The organism is Massilia sp., assembly GCF_032106685.1.
Lineage (GTDB): Bacteria > Pseudomonadota > Gammaproteobacteria > Burkholderiales > Burkholderiaceae_D > Telluria.
This window is the reverse complement of sequence record NZ_DAMCPG010000007.1, coordinates 38,528-56,453: the sequence shown is the minus strand read 5'-3', so window position 1 is coordinate 56,453 and position 17,926 is coordinate 38,528. Positions and strand designations below refer to the sequence as shown.

Annotated in this window: 16 protein-coding genes and 1 tRNA gene; 9 read left to right on the top strand and 8 right to left on the bottom strand. The window is 66.1% G+C overall.

What is annotated here, in order from left to right:
* Window positions 1-433 precede the first annotated feature (433 nt).
* Complete coding sequence (locus RT688_RS06505; RefSeq protein ID WP_313704030.1) at window positions 434-778, bottom strand: hypothetical protein; 345 nt, start codon at window positions 776-778, stop codon at window positions 434-436.
* A 139-nt stretch (window positions 779-917) separates the two neighbouring features.
* On the opposite strand from RT688_RS06505, the gene RT688_RS06500 reads away from it, so the two are divergent.
* From RT688_RS06500 to RT688_RS06490, 3 genes are all read left to right on the top strand, one after another.
* Complete coding sequence (locus RT688_RS06500; RefSeq protein WP_313704029.1) at window positions 918-2,054, top strand: efflux RND transporter periplasmic adaptor subunit; 1,137 nt, start codon at window positions 918-920, stop codon at window positions 2,052-2,054.
* A 10-nt stretch (window positions 2,055-2,064) separates the two neighbouring features.
* Window positions 2,065-5,181 carry an efflux RND transporter permease subunit gene (locus RT688_RS06495; protein WP_313704028.1) on the top strand — a complete coding sequence of 1,039 codons (3,117 nt, stop codon included), beginning with the start codon at window positions 2,065-2,067 and terminating at the stop codon, window positions 5,179-5,181.
* 74 nt (window positions 5,182-5,255) lie between these two features.
* Window positions 5,256-5,702 carry a hypothetical protein gene (locus tag RT688_RS06490; RefSeq protein ID WP_313704027.1) on the top strand — a complete coding sequence of 149 codons (447 nt, stop codon included), beginning with the start codon at window positions 5,256-5,258 and terminating at the stop codon, window positions 5,700-5,702.
* Between the two features lie 144 nt (window positions 5,703-5,846).
* Here RT688_RS06490 and RT688_RS06485 read toward each other — a convergent pair whose 3' ends face one another.
* The 4 genes from RT688_RS06485 to RT688_RS06470 form a co-directional block, all read right to left on the bottom strand.
* A complete protein-coding gene (locus RT688_RS06485) occupies window positions 5,847-7,139 on the bottom strand; it encodes a sorbosone dehydrogenase family protein (protein ID WP_313704026.1) in 1,293 nt (430 codons plus the stop codon).
* Window positions 7,136-7,567, bottom strand: a complete 432-nt coding sequence (locus tag RT688_RS06480; protein ID WP_313704025.1) for a DUF2231 domain-containing protein — start codon at window positions 7,565-7,567, stop codon at window positions 7,136-7,138. The genes RT688_RS06485 and RT688_RS06480 overlap by 4 nt, the downstream gene beginning before the upstream one ends.
* A gap of 200 nt (window positions 7,568-7,767) precedes the next feature.
* Complete coding sequence (locus RT688_RS06475; RefSeq protein WP_313704024.1) at window positions 7,768-8,598, bottom strand: hypothetical protein; 831 nt, start codon at window positions 8,596-8,598, stop codon at window positions 7,768-7,770.
* 322 nt (window positions 8,599-8,920) lie between these two features.
* Complete coding sequence (locus tag RT688_RS06470) at window positions 8,921-9,745, bottom strand: hypothetical protein (RefSeq protein WP_313704023.1); 825 nt, start codon at window positions 9,743-9,745, stop codon at window positions 8,921-8,923.
* Window positions 9,746-10,256: 511 nt separating this feature from the next.
* On the opposite strand from RT688_RS06470, the gene RT688_RS06465 reads away from it, so the two are divergent.
* The 5 genes from RT688_RS06465 (at window position 10,257) to RT688_RS06445 (ending at window position 15,516) form a co-directional block, all read left to right on the top strand.
* The gene (locus tag RT688_RS06465) at window positions 10,257-11,843 is read left to right on the top strand and encodes an EAL domain-containing protein (protein WP_313704022.1); all 1,587 of its coding nucleotides are present in this window, start codon (window positions 10,257-10,259) and stop codon (window positions 11,841-11,843) included.
* A gap of 192 nt (window positions 11,844-12,035) precedes the next feature.
* Window positions 12,036-13,334, top strand: a complete 1,299-nt coding sequence (locus RT688_RS06460; RefSeq protein WP_313704021.1) for a DUF2254 domain-containing protein — start codon at window positions 12,036-12,038, stop codon at window positions 13,332-13,334.
* Entirely contained in the window at window positions 13,327-14,565 is a 1,239-nt protein-coding gene (locus tag RT688_RS06455) for a sodium:proton antiporter (protein WP_313704020.1), read from the top strand. The genes RT688_RS06460 and RT688_RS06455 overlap by 8 nt, the downstream gene beginning before the upstream one ends.
* Window positions 14,566-14,591: 26 nt before the next feature.
* Window positions 14,592-14,978, top strand: coding sequence for a DUF1622 domain-containing protein (locus tag RT688_RS06450; RefSeq protein ID WP_313704019.1), 387 nt, complete (start codon window positions 14,592-14,594; stop codon window positions 14,976-14,978).
* 10 nt (window positions 14,979-14,988) lie between these two features.
* Entirely contained in the window at window positions 14,989-15,516 is a 528-nt protein-coding gene (locus RT688_RS06445) for an HPP family protein (protein WP_313704018.1), read from the top strand.
* A gap of 19 nt (window positions 15,517-15,535) precedes the next feature.
* On the opposite strand, the gene RT688_RS06440 is transcribed toward RT688_RS06445, so the two are convergent.
* Both RT688_RS06440 and RT688_RS06435 read right to left on the bottom strand, forming a co-directional pair.
* Window positions 15,536-16,051, bottom strand: coding sequence for a YetF domain-containing protein (locus RT688_RS06440; RefSeq protein WP_313704017.1), 516 nt, complete (start codon window positions 16,049-16,051; stop codon window positions 15,536-15,538).
* 54 nt (window positions 16,052-16,105) lie between these two features.
* A complete protein-coding gene (locus tag RT688_RS06435) occupies window positions 16,106-16,570 on the bottom strand; it encodes a DUF305 domain-containing protein (protein WP_313704016.1) in 465 nt (154 codons plus the stop codon).
* Window positions 16,571-16,758: 188 nt separating this feature from the next.
* On the opposite strand from RT688_RS06435, the gene RT688_RS06430 reads away from it, so the two are divergent.
* A complete protein-coding gene (locus RT688_RS06430) occupies window positions 16,759-17,724 on the top strand; it encodes a mechanosensitive ion channel family protein (RefSeq protein WP_313704015.1) in 966 nt (321 codons plus the stop codon).
* 125 nt (window positions 17,725-17,849) lie between these two features.
* On the opposite strand, the gene RT688_RS06425 is transcribed toward RT688_RS06430, so the two are convergent.
* Window positions 17,850-17,925, bottom strand: a tRNA-Thr gene (locus tag RT688_RS06425).
* Window position 17,926: the final 1 nt, after the last annotated feature.

The following is a 17,926-nucleotide window of genomic DNA, read 5'->3' as shown; positions in this document are numbered from 1 at the left end:
GCAGCCTCAAATCCGATGCTCGATGTTTTGCGGGCGGCACCTTACCGTTATCGACTAACGGACCTGACCGTAACGCGTGGGCACGGGGCGCCCACCCTACGGACCTGACCGTAACGCGTGGGCACGGAGTGCCCACCCTACGGGTCCGCGCCGCCTACGCAGGCAAAAAAAACGCCCGCGTACCTGGCGGTAGCGGGCGGCAATCCAGTATTTCGGAGAAAAACTGGAGGAGACGGTTCTAATATAACCTGATTTTTTGTGCACTGCAATACGGTAAAACTACCATGATCGCGTCGGCCCTCTCCTACGTACTCTTTCGCGCCTCCCAATCCTCCCGCCACCCAGCTGGACCATTATGCCGCAGCGCATCATCCGGGTGCGCAGGCGGCCAGTAATGCACAGTTCCGGTGCAAGCCAGCCGCCCGATCCTTGTTCATTCCTTCTTCGCGCCCTGAACCGGGGCGGCCTGCCGGGCCGCCGGCTGGCATCCGTCCTGCGTCTCTTTTTTTGCACCCTGCGCCTGTTCCTCACGCGCCCTGGCGGCCGCCATCGCCCGCGACGAGGCGCTGACCACGTGCGAGGGCACGTGGGTGGCCGGCGCGATCGTGCCGCGTTCCGGCATCGGATGGGTACCGGCGCGCGCGGGCAGCGCGGCCGAGGCGCGCTCGTCCGCCTTCTCCTCGACCCGGCAGGGCGCATCGGGCTTCGCCGGCTCCTGGGCAGCGACATACAGGGGCTGCACGGCAGCCAGTGCGACAGTCAACCAAGCTCGCTTCATCGTCATCTCCAGTTCAAAAAACCATTGTAGCGAGGTGCGGGCAATCGGGTCGTACTTGAATTCGCATCAACTTTTTATGCCTTTTGGTAAACTACTTGATGCTATAGACCGATTGCATCGTCCGCCTACGGAAACCACTATGTCCTCACCGAATTCCCGCCTGTTCCTGCGCGCCGCCCCGGCCGCCCTGCTCGTTCTGGTCCTGAGCGCCTGCGGGCGCGACGCCGACGAGAAGAAGAACGCGCCAGCCACGCCCGCGTTGACCGTCACCACGGCGCAGCCCAGCACGGCCACGCTGCCGCTGCGCCTGGGCGCCAACGGCAACGTCGCCGCCTGGCAGGAAGCGATCATCGGCAGCGAGTCGGGCGGGCTGCGCCTGACTGAAGTAAAGGTCAACGTCGGCGACGTGGTCGAGAAGGGCGACGTGCTGGCCGTGTTCTCGGCCGACACGGTCGATGCCGACGTGGCGCAGGCGCGCGCGGCGCTGGAGGAAGCCCAGGCGAATGCGGCGGAAGCGGCCGCCAACGCGAAACGCGGCGAAGCGCTGCGCGCATCCGGCGCGATGAGCGAGCAGCAGGTGGCGCAGTACGTCACGGCTGCGAACACCGCGGCGGCGCGCGTCGCCGCGGCGCGCGCCACGCTCACCCAGCAGCAGTTGCGCCTGAAGTACACCAAGGTGGTCGCGCCCGACAGCGGCGTGATCTCGGCGCGCAGCGCCACCGTCGGCGCCGTGGTCGGCGTCGGCACCGAACTGTTCCGCCTGATCCGCCAGGGCCGCCTCGAATGGCGCGCCGAAGTGACCGCCGCCGACATCGGCCGCATCAAGCCGGGCACGCGCGCCGTGGTCAAGGCGGCCAACGGCGCGGAAGTCAGCGGCAAGGTGCGCATGGTCGCGCCCACCGTCGACCCGCAGACCCGCACCGCCCTGGTCTACGTCGACCTGCCGCCGGCGATGCGCGCCGACGCGCCGCTGAAGGCCGGCATGTTCGCCGGCGGCCAGTTCGAGCTCGGCGAGTCCAGCGCCCTCACCGTGCCCCAGCAGGCCATCGCCGTGCGCGACGGGTTCAACTACGTGTTCCGCCTGAACCCGGACAACCGCGTCAGCCAGCTGAAGATCGATACCGGCCGCCGCCTGGGCGAACGCATCGAGGTAGTGAAAGGCCTGGCGCCGGACGCGCGGATCGTCGTCAGCGGCGCCGGCTTCCTGAACGACGGGGATCTGGTGAAGAACGTCCCTGCCCAAGCGACGGCGCCTGCCAAGGTCGCGGCGCGCTGAGGAACCCCAGATGAATTTCTCCGCCCTCTCGATCCGCAACCCGATCCCGGCGATCCTGCTGTTCGCCCTGCTCACCTTCGCGGGCATCCTGGCCTTCAAGGCCAACAAGGTCCAGTTCTTCCCCGATATCGAACTGCCGATCGTCACCGTCACCGCCACGCTCGACGGCGCCGCGCCTGCCCAGCTCGAGACCGAGGTCGCGCGCAAGATCGAGGATTCCGTCGCCACGCTGCAGGGCGTGAAGAACATCTATACCCGCGTGCTGGACGGCGTGGCCACCGTCACCGTCGAATTCATCCTCGACAAGGACTTGTCGGACGCCGTCAACGACGTGCGCGACGCGGTTTCCCAGGTACGCTCCGACATGCCGGCCGAGCTGCGCGAGCCGAGCGTGACCAAGACCGCCACCGCCGGCCGCGCGGTGCTGACCTTCACCGCCACGGCGAAGCCCGGTGCGAATGGCCTGGACGAGCAGGAGCTGAGCTGGTTCGTCGACAACGCCGTCTCCAAGCGCCTGCTGAGCGTGCCCGGCATGGGCGCGGTCAAGCGCGTCGGCGGCGTCGACCGCGAGATCCGCGTCGAGCTCGACGACGCCCGCATGGCCGCGCTGCGCGTGTCGGCGCTGGACGTCTCGCGCCAGCTGCGCAATGTGCAAAGGGAAGCCCCCGGCGGACGCGGCGACGTCAGCGGCGCCGAGCAGTCGGTGCGCACGCTGGCGACGGTGGGCAGCGCCCAGGAGCTGGCGCGCATGGACATTCCGCTGCCTGACGGACGCCGCGTGCGCCTGGACGAAGTGGCGAAGGTGATCGACACCGTGGCCGAGCCGCGCGCGCTGGCCGAGCAGGACGGGCGCCGCGTGGTGGCCTTCGAGATCTTCCGCACCCGCGGCGCCAGCGAGACCGAAGTGGCCGCAGGCGCGCGCGCGGCGGTGGCCGAGCTGCAGAAGGCGCACCCGAACGTGGTGCTGCGCGAAGTGGTCGACAACGCCGAGCCGGTGCAGGAGAATTTCGACGCCTCGATGGAGATGCTGTACGAAGGCGCGGTGCTGGCGGTGGTGGTGGTCTGGTTTTTCCTGCGCGACTGGCGCGCCACCTTCGTCGCCGCCGCCGCCCTGCCCTTGTCGGTGATTCCGGCCTTCCTCGGCCAGTACCTGTTCGGCTACACCTTGAACATGGTCACGCTGCTTTCGCTGGCGCTAGTGGTCGGCGTGCTGGTGGACGACGCCATCGTCGAGATCGAGAACATCGCGCGCCACCTGCAGATGGGGAAGACGCCGATGCAGGCGGCGCTGGAAGCGGCCGACGAGATCGGCATGGCGGTGATCGCCACCACCTTCTCGCTGGTGGCGGTGTTCCTGCCGACCGCCTTCATGGGCGGCATCCCGGGGCGCTTCTTCAAGCAGTTCGGCTGGACCGCGGTGCTGGCGATCCTGGCCTCGCTGGTCGTGGCGCGCCTGCTGACGCCGATGATGGCGGCCTACATCCTGAAACCCGCCAAGCCGCACGAGCAGAAGGACGGCCCGCTGATGCGCCGCTACATGCGCACGATGCAGTGGTGCCTGCGTAACCGCCTGCTGACGGCGATTGCGGCGGGCGTGTTCTTCGCCGCCTCGATCGCCCTGGTGCCGCTGCTGCCGACCGGCTTCGTGCCGGCGGCCGACCGCGGCCAGACCCTGATCAACGTCGAGCTGCCGCCCGGCGCGACCCTGGCCCAGACCCACGCCGTGGCGGAGCAGGCGCGCCAGGCGACCATGCGCATCCCCGGCGTGACCGGCATCTTCAGCTCGATCGGCGGCGGCTCCAGCGGCGACGCCTTCGCTCCCGGCGCGGCGGCCGAAGCGCGCCGCGCGGTGCTGACCGTGACCACGGTGCACCGCAGCGACCGCGACGAGAAGCTGTCCGACCTGGAACGCCAGATGCGCACCCAATTGGCAGGCATCCCCGGCGCGCGCTTCACCGTCGGCCAGCCCGACACCGGCAGCAAGCTGCAGCTGGTCCTGCGCAGCGAGGACCCGGCCGCCCTGAGCGCCGCCGCCCAGCGCGCCGAGCGCGACCTGCGCACGCTGCAGGGCATCGGCAACGTCAGCTCGAGCGCCTCGCTGGTGCGCCCGGAAATCATCGTGCGGCCCGACTTCGCGCGCGCGGCCGACCTGGGCGTGACCGCCGCGTCCATCGGCGAGACGGTGCGCGTGGCCACCGCCGGCGACTACGACCAGGCGCTCCCCAAAATGAACCTGTCCGAGCGCCAGGTGCCGATCCGCGTCAAGCTGCCGGACGCGGTGCGCGCCGACCTCGACGCCATCGGCCGCCTGACGGTGCCCGGCAAGAACGGTCCGGTGCTGCTGGCGAGCGTGGCCGACATCACGATGGAAAGCGGCCCGGCCCAGATCGACCGCCTGAACCGCAGCCGCAACGTGACGCTCGACGTCGAGCTGTCGGGCCGCTCGCTGGGCGAAGTGAACGCCGAGGCGCGCGCCCTGCCCGCCTTCCAGAACCTGCCGCCCTCGGTGACGATCGCGGAACTGGGCGACGCCCAGGAGATGCAGGCCCTGTTCGCCAGCTTCGGCATCGCCATGACCATCGGCGTGCTCTGCATCTACGGCGTGCTGGTGCTGCTGTTCGCCGACTTCATGCAGCCGCTGACGATTTTGGCCGCGCTGCCGCTGTCGATCGGCGGCGCCTTCGTCGCCCTGCTGATCACGGGCAGCGCGCTGTCGATGCCGACCATGATCGGCCTGATCATGCTGATGGGGATCGTGACCAAGAACTCGATCCTGCTGGTCGACTACGCGATCCTGGCGCGCAACGCCGGCATGAACCGTTTCGACGCCCTGGTCGACGCCTGCCACAAGCGTAGCCGCCCGATCATCATGACCACCATCGCAATGGGCGCCGGCATGCTGCCGCTGGCCCTGGGCCTGTCGGGCGACCCGAGCTTCCGCGCACCGATGGCGATCGCCGTGATCGGCGGCCTGATCACCTCGACCCTGCTCAGCCTGTTGGTGGTGCCGGCCGTGTTCACGTATGTCGACGACCTCAAGAACCTGATGTGGCGCGCCGTGCGCAAGGTGCAGCGGCATCCGCACGATGTGGCCGCGAAGCGGGAAGAGCCCAGTGCGATGAAGTGAGCGCAAAGGCCCCGTCAACGAGAGCGCCGGTTGCGGCTGGACCGGCGTTTTTGCCTAGCGTATCGGCGGCGTGATTGCTTGCCACCGGATCGACCGGGTCCGTACAGTGGCTGCTTTTGCACCCGCCGGAAGCGGACGCTGATGGGCGCAATATATTGAAAATGACGTCGAGAAAAATTGTATATTTTTTACTGGTGCTGACGATCGGCGTCGTCATCGGGATCGCGGTGAGCGAATGGATGAGGTCAAGCTACGCATTGACGCCTTCAGCCCGCCCATTGAGCGTTCCTGCTTCAGCCACATGGAGCGGGGGTGAAGACGGAGGCAACTGGTTCGATTGCGCTCGGCAAGCCGACGCCAGTTACCGGTGCGCAGTCTATGCGGATGTCACTGGCGAAAAAATCTCGGATGGGCTGTATGGTTTCGTCCCTGAAGACACGGCTGGGCAGTTGAATCCCTTGCTACGCCGTTCCGACACCGAGATCGTCTTGCGCGGTGCCCGGCTCGTCCGCGTTCCGTAATCGATGGTGCTTCCATGCAGCCGTGCAAGGACCGTGACGCGCGCTAGGGCAACCTTGCCCCGGCCTGGTGGATACCGGCTTGGACAAGGCTGCCGGCAATGACGTCGTGATGTCTTTGCCAGCAACCTTCCACACCAGGCGTCATCAGCGCTTCGGCGTCACCCGCCATACCGTGTTCGCCAGGTCGTCCGCGACGATCAGCGCCCCGCGCGGATCGACCGTCACGCCGACCGGCCGGCCGCGCGTCTTGCCGTCGTCGCCACGGAAACCGGTCACGAAGTCGACCGGTTCGCCGGCGGGACGGCCATTGGCGAAGGGCACGAAGATCACCTTGTAGCCCACCGGCGGCGTGCGGTTCCAGCTGCCGTGCTCGCCGACGAAGGCGCCGTTGGCGAACTTGGCGCCCATCGCCGGCCCGGAGAAGCTCAGGCCCAGCGCGGCGACGTGCGAGCCCAGGCTGTAGTCCGGCTTGATGGCGGCGGCGACCTTTTTCGGGTCCTGCGGCTTGACGCGCGGGTCGACGTTCTGGCCCCAGTAGCTGTACGGCCAGCCGTAGAAGCCGCCTTCGCGCACCGAGGTCAGGTAGTCCGGCACCAGGTCCGGGCCCAGCTCGTCGCGTTCGTTGACCACCGACCACAATTGTCCGGTTTCCGGATGCATCGCCAGCGCCGTCGGGTTGCGCAGGCCGGTCGCGTACGGCTTGTGGGCGCCGCTGGTGGCGTCGATCTGCCACACCATGGCCCGGTCGAGCTCGGCTTCCATGCCACGCTCGGTGATGTTGCTGTTCGAGCCGATGCCGACGTACAGGAAGCGTCCGTCCGGACTGACGGTCAGCGCCTTGGTCCAGTGGTGGTTGATTTCCGCAGGCAGCTTCGCGATGCTCGCCGGCGCGCCGCCGGCCTTGGTCTGGCCTTGCTGGTAGTCGAAGCTGACCAGCTCGTCCTGGTTCGCCACGTAGATCTTGTTGTTCGCAAACGCCAGGCCGTAGGGGGCGTTCAGGTTTTCCGCGAACACCGTTTTCAGTTCGTACTGGCCGTCGCCGTCGGCATCGCGCAGCAGGGTCAGGCGGTTGCCGCCCTTGACCTTGGTATTGCCCTTGGCCTTGATGTAGCCGGCGATCACGTCTTTCGGCTTGAGCTTGGCCGCGCTGCCGCCGCGGCCTTCCGCCACCAGGATGTCGCCGTTCGGGAGCACCAGGGTCTGGCGCGGAATCGCCAGGCCGGTCGCGATCGCCGTGACCGTGAAGCCTTCGGGTACGGTCGGCTTCTGGTCGCCCCAGGGCGTGGGCTCGGCGATCTTCATGTTGGGCAACAGGCCGCGTTGCGGGTCGGGCAGCTTCGGATCCGGTCCATGCGCCTGCGTGCTTGCGCCGTCGTTACTGCATGCGCCCAACAGCAGACCCATGCCCAACAATGCCAGTGTGCTGGATCGTTTCATTTCACACCTCCCGCACGGCCGCTCAGTCCGACCCAGGTCGCCAGGCAGCTCAGAAGAAACACGATACCCGACAGGACCAGACCGGCCGGCATGACAGCCCAGGCATCCTTTGCATGCTGGAAGGCATTCACCAGCCCGAGCACGAAGGTCGCCAGCAGCAGCAGGAAATACATCAGGGGTTGGCCCCCTTTCTGCCTTGCCCGGATCAGGTTGAGCAGCGCGCACAGCAGCGCCAGTCCGCAGAACAGCTCGGCGCCCGCGATCAGCCAGGAGGCAAAGTTGCTCCACTGGATCTGGTAGCTCTGGTAATAGGCGATATCGCTCAGGAAAGCGCCGAGGAACAGGGGAACGGTCCCGGCCAGCAGGATCGTATGCAGTGTGCCCGGCGGGTGTCGATATGCCGGGCTGGGCGTTGCGATGGAAGACATTGGCTTGTCCTTGATGAGGGTGAGGATTGTTTAAATACTATCGATTATGCGAAATGCTTGGCGCAAGCTTGATCCTAAGGAAATTACTTTGGGTGCAATGGGCGGCATTTCCCCAACAGGCATCAGCCAAGGCGGACCAGCGAGCCTTGGGGAAAAAGTGTGGATGCGCCTAGGTACCAAGCCGGCGCGCGAGCGGCAACTCAGCTCAGCATCGCGACCAGGGCGATGATCGGGACCGGCACACCTAGCAGCCACAGCAGAATCGAACGCATGCGCATGCCCTTCCTGTTCCGCGGGCGGGAAGCGATCGCCAGGCCATCGCGCAACCTGCCGCCGATCGTCGCGCACCAGATGGCGGCGACGGCGCCGAGGAGCAGCGCGGCAGCCAGCCACAGCGCGGTGGTGGCGGCGGCCGTGCGCGCACTCTCGGCCGCCTCCCGCGCGGCCGCCCTGGCTTTCGCGGCGGCCGCGGCGCTGCTGGCAAAGGCGTCGTCGACGCGCTTCCCGGCGTCCTCCCGGTTCAGTCCGGTGCGGTCGGCAATGCGCCGGGTCAGCCAGGCGTCGTCGGCGACGGCCAGGCGGCCCTTGGCCACGGCGCTGGCAAGGATGCGTTTGGCCTCCTGGCGCAAGGCGGGGTCCGCGGGTCCTGCCCTGTCGCTGCGCAGCATCACGTCGATCAGGTAGTCGGGCGCATGGTTGGCGTCGCCGTTCGGCGCCGTCGCCGCAGGCGCGGCGGCGCCGGCCGTTGTGCCGATGACGCCGCCGAAGAAGGCGGCGGCCGCCAGCATCGATACGGCCCAGCTCAGGAGCCCGTGCGCGGTGTCCCGGAAATAGCCTTCGTCGGCGCGAATGCCGTGCCACGTCGGGCGCAGGCGTCCGGCCAGGAAGCCGCCGAGCGCGGCGGCGGCAAGCTGGGTGAACGAGATCCAGGGAATGGCGGACACGCCGGCGGCAATGCCGCCGGGTTCCGTCCACGGCGCGCGCGCGACTAAGCCCAGCCCCGAGCCGAGCAGGTAGAGGACGAGGGACAATGCGGCGGCGCTGGTCGCGCCCGCAAAGACCGCGCCCCAGGATACGCCGGAACGCAATGATTCAGGAGCAAGGCCAGAGGCAAGCTCAAGGGGAACCTCAGGGGTAACCTCAGAGGCAACCTCAGCGGCAACCTCAGGGCCAGTCTCAGGGGCGGCACCGGGAAGCGCCACGCTCGGCGTGCCGGAAGCGCCAACAGGGGCGTGCGTCGCCCCGCTCGCCGATTGAGCTTGCATGACTAATTCCGGATGAATTCGAGTAAAGAAATACCGCATCCCGGCCGAACAAGAGCTCGGCCGGGATGTCGGTCAGGCAGGCGCCGGATCAGTAATCGCGGCGGTTGCTGCCCAGCAGCTTGGCCAGGATGTAGCCTGCGCCCAGTGCGATGGCGACGGCGGTGCCCGGCTTGTTGCGGATGTACTCGCGGCCGGAGTCAGCCAGTTGCTGGTAGGTGTCGTTCATCTGCACTTTGCGGTTGCCAAAGGTTTCCGAGGCGCTGCTGAGCATGCCGCTCAGCTTGTCGACGCCGGCGTGGGCGCTGCTGACGACACGCTCGACCATCGGCTGGGCTGCCTCGGCGGCCTTGTCGATCGACTTGTGCATTTCTTCCGGCTTCATCGAAGCCATCATGCCGGCGTCTTTCGACGACGAATCGCTGCTGGAACCCATGCTGCTCGAGCCGCTCGAACCGCCCATGGCGCCCGAGGAGCTGCCCGAACCCGAGGTCGACGAGCTGCCCATGGCGCCCGAGGAACCCGAACCCGAGGTGGACGAGCTGCCCATCGCACCCGACGAGCCCGAGGTGGACGAGCCCATGCCGCTCGACGAACCCGGGGTGGACGAACCCATGCCGCTCGACGACGAACCCATGCTGCCCGAGGAACCGGCCGCGCTGCCGGCATTGCTGGTGCCGCCGACGGCGCCGGTGCTGGTGCTCGTTGCCGGGCTGGCGCTCGACGACGAGGTGCCGCTCAGGCTGCCCGACGAGGAGCCGGTGCTGCCCGACGAACCCGAAGCGCCCTTCTGGCTGCTGGAACCGATTTGCTGGTCCTTGCCCAGGCTCGATTGCTGGTCCTTGCCCATGCTGCTGCCGTTGCCTTGACGGCCGGCGTCAACGCCTTTTCCCTCGCTCGACTTTTGATTATCCATGACTTTGTCCTCTTAAAGATTAAGACCAACGCGGAGTAGACCGATACTCGACCATCACCACATTCTTCCTCGATTCCGCTCGAAACAAAACGGAGGCGCGAGAATGAGCTGCGCTACATCAATGGATCATTCGGCTTTTGCCTTCGGTCAAGGATTCGTATCAATGACCTCCGGAGAACTCAAAAGTTCCGTTCATAGCACGTCACTTTCGCATCCCGTCTGCAAGCGTACGCCGATCCGGCGTACTGCACGATTGCGGCCGTCGGGAAAACCGCGTCGCGATACAAAAAATATAACGGATGGGGAGGCGGGACAGTGCGCTGACTAACAGAGCCGTAGGATCGGGGCGAATTTATCGAAAATAGCCGACGATGCGGACAAACGGCGCCCCGCCCTCCCACCGCCCTGCGGGCGCGCGCATGTTCCGGTTGCCCTGGCTACCGGCCCCGGTTATCTTAGAACTCCGCGCCGGCGCTTCGGTGTCCGGACCGCCGCGCGGCGGGAGCTTGGCATGAACAACGTGAAGTCGCTGCTGCTGGCACTGGCAATCTCGGTTGTCGCCATCGGCGCGCCCATCGCCGTCGCCATCAGGGAGGCGCATGAGCAGAGCTATCGCATCGAGTCCATGCGTGCGCTCTCCTATGCCCGCGACGTCATCAACCGTACCGACGAAACGACGCTGCAGGTCATGTTCGCCGCCGACACACTGCGCAAGTCCGGCGCCCCGCCTTGCTCGCCGGCATCCATCGACCTCATGCGCCGCTTCGACCTGACGTCGAGCTATGTCCAGGCGGTGGGACATGTGGAGGGCGACAAGCTCGTCTGCTCGTCGATGGGCAATACCCGGCCGATACCGCTGGGGCCGACATTGGCACATACCGTCAACGGCGCCGCCATCCGCGAGGCGCCGGATCTGCCCGGCGGGCAACTCGGCAAGCTGATCGTGCTCCAGTTCGGCGACCTCGCGGCCATCATCCACCGCGACTTGCCGATTGACACCACGACCAATGAACCCGACGTTGCCCTGGCCGTGATACAACAGGGAAGCAGGGCCCTGATCGCCGCACGCGGCTTCGTCGATCCGCGCTGGGTCGACCGGCTCGCGGGCCAGCACGAGACCGGCTTCGTCGACCAGGGCTACGTGGTCGCGGTCGCACGATCGAATCGCTTCCAGTCGGCCGCCATCGCGGCGATACCGGTCACCTACCTCAACAACCGCAGTGCCGACCTGGCATGGCGCCTGATTCCCGCCGGCCTGCTGGCCGGGATCCTGGCGACCGCCGCGATCCTCTATCTGGCGCGGCAGCAACTCTCGCTGGTCGGCGCACTGCGCAATGCCCTCAAGTCCAACGAGCTGTTCATGGTGTACCAGCCGGTCATCGACATGCAGACCGGGACCTGGGTGGGCGCGGAAGCCCTGGTGCGCTGGCGCCGCGCGACGGGGGAAATGATCAGGCCGGATTTTTTCATCCCGATCGCGGAAAAGAATGGCCTGATCAACAAGCTGTCGCAGAAAGTGCTGGAACTGATCCTGCACGATACCACCCGTTTCCTGCATTCCCATCCGCATTTCCACATCGCCATCAACCTGAGCGCGTCGGATTTCAATTCGCCCCATTTGGCCGAGAAAATCCTGGCGTCGCTGGAGGCGAGCGGGCTGCGCCCGGTCAACCTCATTGTCGAGATTACCGAGCGCGGCCTGCTGGACGTGCATCGCGCGCGCGAGATCACGCAGCGGCTGCAGGGCCGCGGCATCGAGATCGCCATCGACGATTTCGGCACCGGCTATTCCAGCCTGTCCTATCTCGAATCCCTGCGCCTGGACTTTTTGAAAATCGACCGTTCCTTCATCGAATCGATCGGCAGCGGCGCCCCGATCAGCCTGGTGGTGCCGCACATCATCGAGATCGCGCATACCCTGTCGATGAAGATCATTGCCGAAGGCGTGGAAAACGAGGCCCAGCGCGATTACTTGGCCAACCGCGGCGTGCAGTTCGCCCAAGGCATGCTGTTCGCCATGCCGATGACCTGCGAGGATATGGTGGCCGCGATCCGGGCCGGGGATGTTGCCAACTCGGCGTATCCAGCGCACGCCTGAGTACCCTCAAGGCGGCATGCCTGCTTCCGGAGCCAGGGAAGCGAGTTCCATTACAAGCATGGCGATACCGCGACAGCGTTTCCCAGCGAACCGACGGCGTCCTCGCGGGGTAGTAGTCTCGGGTTGTCTTGCGCGGCACAGCCGGGCCCTCGCCAAGGGCGGCAGCGCAAGCAAACGAAGATAGCCACTCCCATGCATATACCTGATCAACTCCAGTTTCTGTTGAATCGCTTGCGCGAGCACTTGTGGGTGAAGCCCCTGATCGCTTGCGTGCTATCGATAGGCGGTGTGGCGCTGGCGCATGTCGCCGACAGCATCCCGGCTGCCTGGGAAGTACCCGAAATTGCCCAGGGTTCGGTCGTCGACCTGCTGAAGATCATCGCCGCCAGCATGCTGGGCGTGGCCACCTTCGCCGTGGCCTCGATGGTTGCGGCGTATGCCTCGACCGGCCAGTCGGCGACCGCGCGCGCCTTCCCGCTGGTGGTTGCGGACGACGTGTCCCAGAACGCGCTGTCGATCTTCGTCGGCGCCTTCATCTTTTCCATCGTGGCGCTGAGCGCGACGACCAACGATTATTTCGGCAAGGCTGGGCGGTTCACCCTGTTCGTATTGACCCTGCTGACGCTCGTCATCGTCGTACTGGTATTCGTGCGATGGGTGGACAGCATCGCCCGGCTCGGGCGGCTGGGCGCCGTCATCGCCAAGGTCGAGCAGGCCACGGCCCAGGCACTGGCCAGGCGCAAGCAGCATCCCTGTCTCGGCGGCCTGGCCGCCGGCGGTCCGGCGCGCGGGCTGGCCTTCCACAGCGACAGCAGCGGCTACCTGCAACGGGTCGACATGGCGACCCTGCAACGTCTTGCCGTCACAAACGGACTGCGCATCACGCTGGCCGTCCTTCCCGGCGGCGTCATCGTCCCGTCGCGCCCGCTTGGCTATGTGTTGCCGGATTCCGAGAACAGTGGGCCGGTCGAGGCCGCGCTGCTGCGCAAGGCCTTCATCATCGGTCCACTGCGCCACTTCGACGAGGATCCGCGTTTCGGCCTGGTAGTACTGGCCGAGATCGGTTGCCGCGCCTTGTCTCCCGGCGTTAACGATCCTGGCACCGCCATCGGCATCCTCGGTTCCTTGCAGCGCCTGTTCGCCGACTGGGCCAGCCCCGCCGAGCCGGATGCGCCCGAGTACGACCGGATCGAAGTGCCGCCGCTGTCGCTCGACGACATGTTCGACGATGTCTTTCCCGCCCTCGCCCGCGACGGCGCCGGCCTGATCGAGGTGGCGATGCGCATCCAGCGGGTACTCGGCGAGCTAGCACGCTGTGGCGATCCGCGCCTGGCGTCGGTGGCATCCCGTCAGGCGCTGCTGGCCATGGCGCGCGCCGAGCGCGCACTCGACTTCCCTCCCGACCTGGAGCAACTGCGGCTGCGACATGCGGACTACTGGAACGACGAGGCTGCCCTCAACACTTTGCGTGGAAGGATGAACCATGCCTGAAGTCGTCCCCGTCTTCCTGGCGATCACCGCCGTGATCGCCTGGTTCAATGCACGCTACCTGAAACTGCCCTCGACCATCGGCGTCATGGCCGCGGCGCTCATCCTGTCGGCAGCCACCCTGCTGCTGGACTACACGGGACATGGCAAGCCACGCGACTACGCCGCCGAGCTGTTCGGCGCCATCGACTTCTCCGAAGTTCTCATGGAGGGAATGTTGAGCATCCTGTTGTTCGCCGGCGCTTTGCAGGTGAACCTGCGGCATCTGGCGAAATACCGTTGGCAGGTCGGCCTGCTGGCCGTATTCGGCACCGTCGCGGCCGCGCTCGCGGTCGGCTTCGGCCTCTTCTACCTGCTGCCGCTGACGGGACTGCAGCTGCCGCTCCCCTTCTGCCTGGTGTTCGGCGCCCTGATCGCGCCGACCGATCCGATTTCCGTCACCGGCCTGCTGCGCAAGGTGGGGGCGCCGCCGAATCTCGAAACCGTGATTTCCGGCGAGTCGCTGTTCAACGACGGCGTCGGGATCGTCGTGTTCACGGTATTGGCGGCGGTCGCGGCCGAGCACCATGCCCCCGGCGGCGCCGAGATCTCGTTGCTGCTGCTGCGCGAGGCCGTTGGCGGGATCGCCTTCGGCCTGGTGCTGGGCTATCTGACGTACCGCATGCTCAAGAGTATCGACAGCTACCAGGAAGAGGTGCTGCTGACGGTGGCCGCGGTACTCGGCGGCTACAGCCTCGCCCACCACCTGGGCGTATCGGCCCCGCTGGCGATGGTGGCGGCCGGCATCCTGATCGGCAACCGCGGCCGCCGCAAGGGCATGTCGGACCTGACGCGCGAGCAGCTCGACCACTTCTGGGAACTGCTCGATTCCATGCTCAACGCGGTCCTGTTCGTGCTGATCGGCTTCGAGGCCCTGGTGCTGCCGTTCTCCGGCCCCCTGTTCGCCGCCGGCCTGGTGGCGATCTGCGTGACGCTGGCGGCCCGGCTGCTGACGGCGGGCCTCCCTGTAGCCATGCTCGGCAGGCGGTCCGGCTTGCCGGAGGGCGCATGGCAGGTGCTGACCTGGGGTGGCTTGCGGGGTGGTATTTCGGTCGCGCTGGCGCTGTCCCTGCCGGCCAGCCCCGAACGCGGCACGCTGGTGACGATCACCTACATCGTCGTCGTGTTTTCCGTGCTGGTGCAAGGCCTCAGCGTCGAGAAGCTGGTGCGCAAGGTCGTGCCTTGCACCGGCTGAAGGACAGTCGATAAAGGAGGATTTCCATGTTCGAACAGGTGGAACGGCAGGTACGCGATTATGTGGAGTGGCTGCGGCTGCTGGTGGAGGCGCTGGGCGCCCTGGTGATTGCCGCCGGCGTTGTGCTGGTGATCGTGGGGCTGGTGCGCCACCTTTTTTCCCAGCGCGGCAACAGCTTCATTCCCATCAGGCTGGCCTTTGCGCGCTATCTGACGCTGGCGCTGGAACTGCAGCTGGCGGCTGACATCCTGTCGACGTCTGTCGCGCCAACCTGGGGCCGGATCGGAAAGCTGGCCGCCATTGCCGTGATCAGGACTGCGCTGAACTATTTCCTCAACAAGGAATTGCAGTCCGAGAGCGCCGATGCGCAGGCCGAGCAGCCTGCCCGCCGCCCGGCCCAGGGCCGGAACTGAGGGAAGCGTCATGCACGAACTTCCATCGCGCCGGCGTCGCCTTGGCTTGCACAGGGAACTGCTGCTGGCGGTGGCGCCGACGGTGACCGTGCTGCTGGTGCTCGCGCTAGTCGAAGCGGTAAGCCAGCAACGCCTGCTGTTCGCCTCCCTGGCCTCGAGCGCCTTTTTGATCTACCTCGATCCGCAACACAGTGTGAACCAGGCGCGCACCCTGCTGCTGTCGCAGCTCGGCGCCGCCGTCATCGGCATGCTGTCCTTTCTCGCCCTAGGGCCCGGCTATGTATCCGCGGGAACGGCCATGGTGCTGGCGATCGTGGCGATGATCCTGTGCGATGCCGTGCATCCGCCGGCAGTCGCGACGGCGCTGAGCTTCGGACTGAAGGCGGGCGACACCAGCAACCTGGCCCTGTTCTGCCTTGCGCTTGGCATCACCGCCGTACTGCTGGGCTTGCAGAAGCTCACGCTGTGGCTGGTCGTCCGAGCGGCGCGCCGCGATCATGGGCACAAGGACGACAAGCCCGTGCCCGGCAGCCGGTGAACGCGGTCCGAACCGGCGCTCATTGGTTGTCTCGGAGCAAAGTGCCATAGGCCGAACGGCTGCCTGCCTGGCTGGAAGGAATGACCGACAGGCTGCCATCGGATTCCAGAAAGACGGCATCGATGTCCTCGAGCGTCCCCTGGCCTTTCTTGCGTACCGCGGCAAGCACCTCGTCCTCGGTAACGCGCGCGCGCTTCAATGCGTCGTGGCGCATCTGGCCGTCCAGCAACAGCACGGTCGGCGTGGTTTTCACGCTGCCGTTGACGAACGATGAGCGCACGGAACACCAGGTAATGAGCAGTTGCAGGACGATCAGCAAGGCCAGCGCCGTAAGGCCGACCGCCAGGCTGACACTCTTGTTCACCAGGATGGTCGACAGGGTCGAACCGAAGGCGACGGTAACGACCAGGTCGAAGGAATTCATCTTCGACAAGGTCCGGTTGCCGCTGAGGCGCAGCAGCGCCACCAGTCCGGCATACGCGAGGATGCCGACGACGAGGACACGGTAGATATTGTCCCAGCTATCGAAGAACATGGCGCCTCCCGGCACGATGCCATGCAATTGCCGGCGCAGACGGGCCGCATGCCTTCATCGCTGCGCCTCCTGTCGCTCGATGTCGGCAATCAGGGCCTCCATCTCGGCGATTTCCTTGCGCTGGGTTGCGGCAATCCCGTCGGCCAGCTTGCGCACCCGTGGATCGCTGATGCGCGCGCGTTCGCTGGTCATGATCGCAATCGAATGATGGGGAATCATGGCGCGCATGTAGGAGACGTCGTCGACCGTGCTCTGGCTGCGCACCAGCCACAGCGCGGCCACGAACAGCAGGGCGGCCCCGGCGAAGATGGCGCCATTGGTCCGCTTGTCTTTGTACATGCCGCGCATGAACGCGAGCATGACGATTGCCATGGCGGCGCCCATGACCAGCGCCATCCAGGCCCGCGTCTGGCTGAAGTGGACATGGGCCAGCTCGTAGGTGTTCAGGTACATCAGTCCGTACATGACGAGCGTGGAAACCAGGATCATGAGGCCGAAACGGCGATAACTTCCCATCATCTCCTCCTAAGCGAGTCACACTGAGCTTGTCAGTATCCGGACAAACAGGCTCACGGCGCGCACGCCAGAACCGGCAGCCTGATGGATCGCCGCCTTCCTGTGCCTGCCACGCCCGGCAAGGCTGCGCCATCGATATGGCAAATCCATCATCATGGGTGCTCGACACTCGAGACGCCAGTCCGGCCCCCATGTCCGCAGAACTTGCCATCCTGATGCAGCGCCTGAACAGCCTGGCCATGAGCGCCATGCGCATGCTGCCCAACCTCGTCATTGCGCTGCTTGTCTTCGTTCTCTTCCTCTTCATCGCCACCTGGACGCGCCGGCTGGTACAACGCCTGAATGCCCGCAAGCATGCAAACCTGGTGCTGGTGTTGGGCCGCCTCACGCAGTGGAGCATCCGGCTGCTCGGGCTGCTGCTGGCAGTCACGATCGCGTTTCCAACCTTTACTCCGGGTAACCTCATCAGTGCGCTCGGGATCACGGGCATCGCCATCGGTTTCGCTTTCAAGGACATCTTCGAGAATTTCCTGGCTGGAATCCTGATCCTGGTGACAGAACCCTTCCGGATCGGCGACCAGATCGTATTCGGCGGCTTCGAAGGCACCATCGAAGAGATCGAAACGCGCGCCACCAAGATACGTACGTACGACGGCCGGCTGGTGGTGATCCCGAACTCCGATCTCTACAAAGGCTCCTTCATCGTCAACACAGCCTATTCGGAACGCCGTTTGCAATACGACCTGGTGATCGGCAACGGCGACGACATCGCGCTGGCCAAGCGAGTGATACTCGACGCGGTACATGCCCTGCCGGATATCGAAACTACCCCCGATCCCGATGTCCTAGTCGTGGACTTCGTCGATGCCGGCGTCAAGCTGCGCCTGCGCTGGTGGATCAAGCCACCGCGCCGGGCCGACGCCCTCGACCTGCAAGACAAGGTACTGGAAGCGGTCAAGGCGGCCCTGACGGCGCACGGCATCGACCTGCCCTTCCCGACCTGCCAGGTGCTGCTGCACGACCAGACCGAAGCAAGCGACGGGGACCGGCGGCGCCAGCGCGAAGGCTGGCCTGCCGGGAAGGGGGAGGCGCCGGAACCGTCCGGCCTGGCGCGCGCCGTGCGCGACCTGCACGCCGCGTCGCCGCGGGAACCCTGAGACAGGCCGCCCTCCCCACAAGAACAGGCGAGCGAAATGCGCCAAGCGCATCCGTTCGACAAGACGAACGAAAAAAGGGTTACACGCCGAAGCAATGTAACCCTTTGATCTGAATACTGAATTCTTGGTGCCGCTGACCGGAATCGAACTGGTGACCTTCGCATTACGAATGCGCTGCTCTACCGACTGAGCTACAGCGGCT

Coding starts and splice junctions, on each gene's coding strand:
- RT688_RS06460 (WP_313704021.1), top strand. CDS start 12,036: ATGCATATACCTGATCAACTCCAGTTTCTGTTGAATCGCTTGCGCGAG.
- RT688_RS06455 (WP_313704020.1), top strand. CDS start 13,327: ATGCCTGAAGTCGTCCCCGTCTTCCTGGCGATCACCGCCGTGATCGCC.
- RT688_RS06430 (WP_313704015.1), top strand. CDS start 16,759: ATGTCCGCAGAACTTGCCATCCTGATGCAGCGCCTGAACAGCCTGGCC.
- RT688_RS06440 (WP_313704017.1), bottom strand. CDS start 16,051: ATGTTCTTCGATAGCTGGGACAATATCTACCGTGTCCTCGTCGTCGGC.
- RT688_RS06500 (WP_313704029.1), top strand. CDS start 918: ATGTCCTCACCGAATTCCCGCCTGTTCCTGCGCGCCGCCCCGGCCGCC.
- RT688_RS06495 (WP_313704028.1), top strand. CDS start 2,065: ATGAATTTCTCCGCCCTCTCGATCCGCAACCCGATCCCGGCGATCCTG.
- RT688_RS06435 (WP_313704016.1), bottom strand. CDS start 16,570: ATGATGGGAAGTTATCGCCGTTTCGGCCTCATGATCCTGGTTTCCACG.
- RT688_RS06485 (WP_313704026.1), bottom strand. CDS start 7,139: ATGAAACGATCCAGCACACTGGCATTGTTGGGCATGGGTCTGCTGTTG.
- RT688_RS06465 (WP_313704022.1), top strand. CDS start 10,257: ATGAACAACGTGAAGTCGCTGCTGCTGGCACTGGCAATCTCGGTTGTC.
- RT688_RS06480 (WP_313704025.1), bottom strand. CDS start 7,567: ATGTCTTCCATCGCAACGCCCAGCCCGGCATATCGACACCCGCCGGGC.
- RT688_RS06450 (WP_313704019.1), top strand. CDS start 14,592: ATGTTCGAACAGGTGGAACGGCAGGTACGCGATTATGTGGAGTGGCTG.
- RT688_RS06470 (WP_313704023.1), bottom strand. CDS start 9,745: ATGGATAATCAAAAGTCGAGCGAGGGAAAAGGCGTTGACGCCGGCCGT.
- RT688_RS06445 (WP_313704018.1), top strand. CDS start 14,989: ATGCACGAACTTCCATCGCGCCGGCGTCGCCTTGGCTTGCACAGGGAA.
- RT688_RS06505 (WP_313704030.1), bottom strand. CDS start 778: ATGAAGCGAGCTTGGTTGACTGTCGCACTGGCTGCCGTGCAGCCCCTG.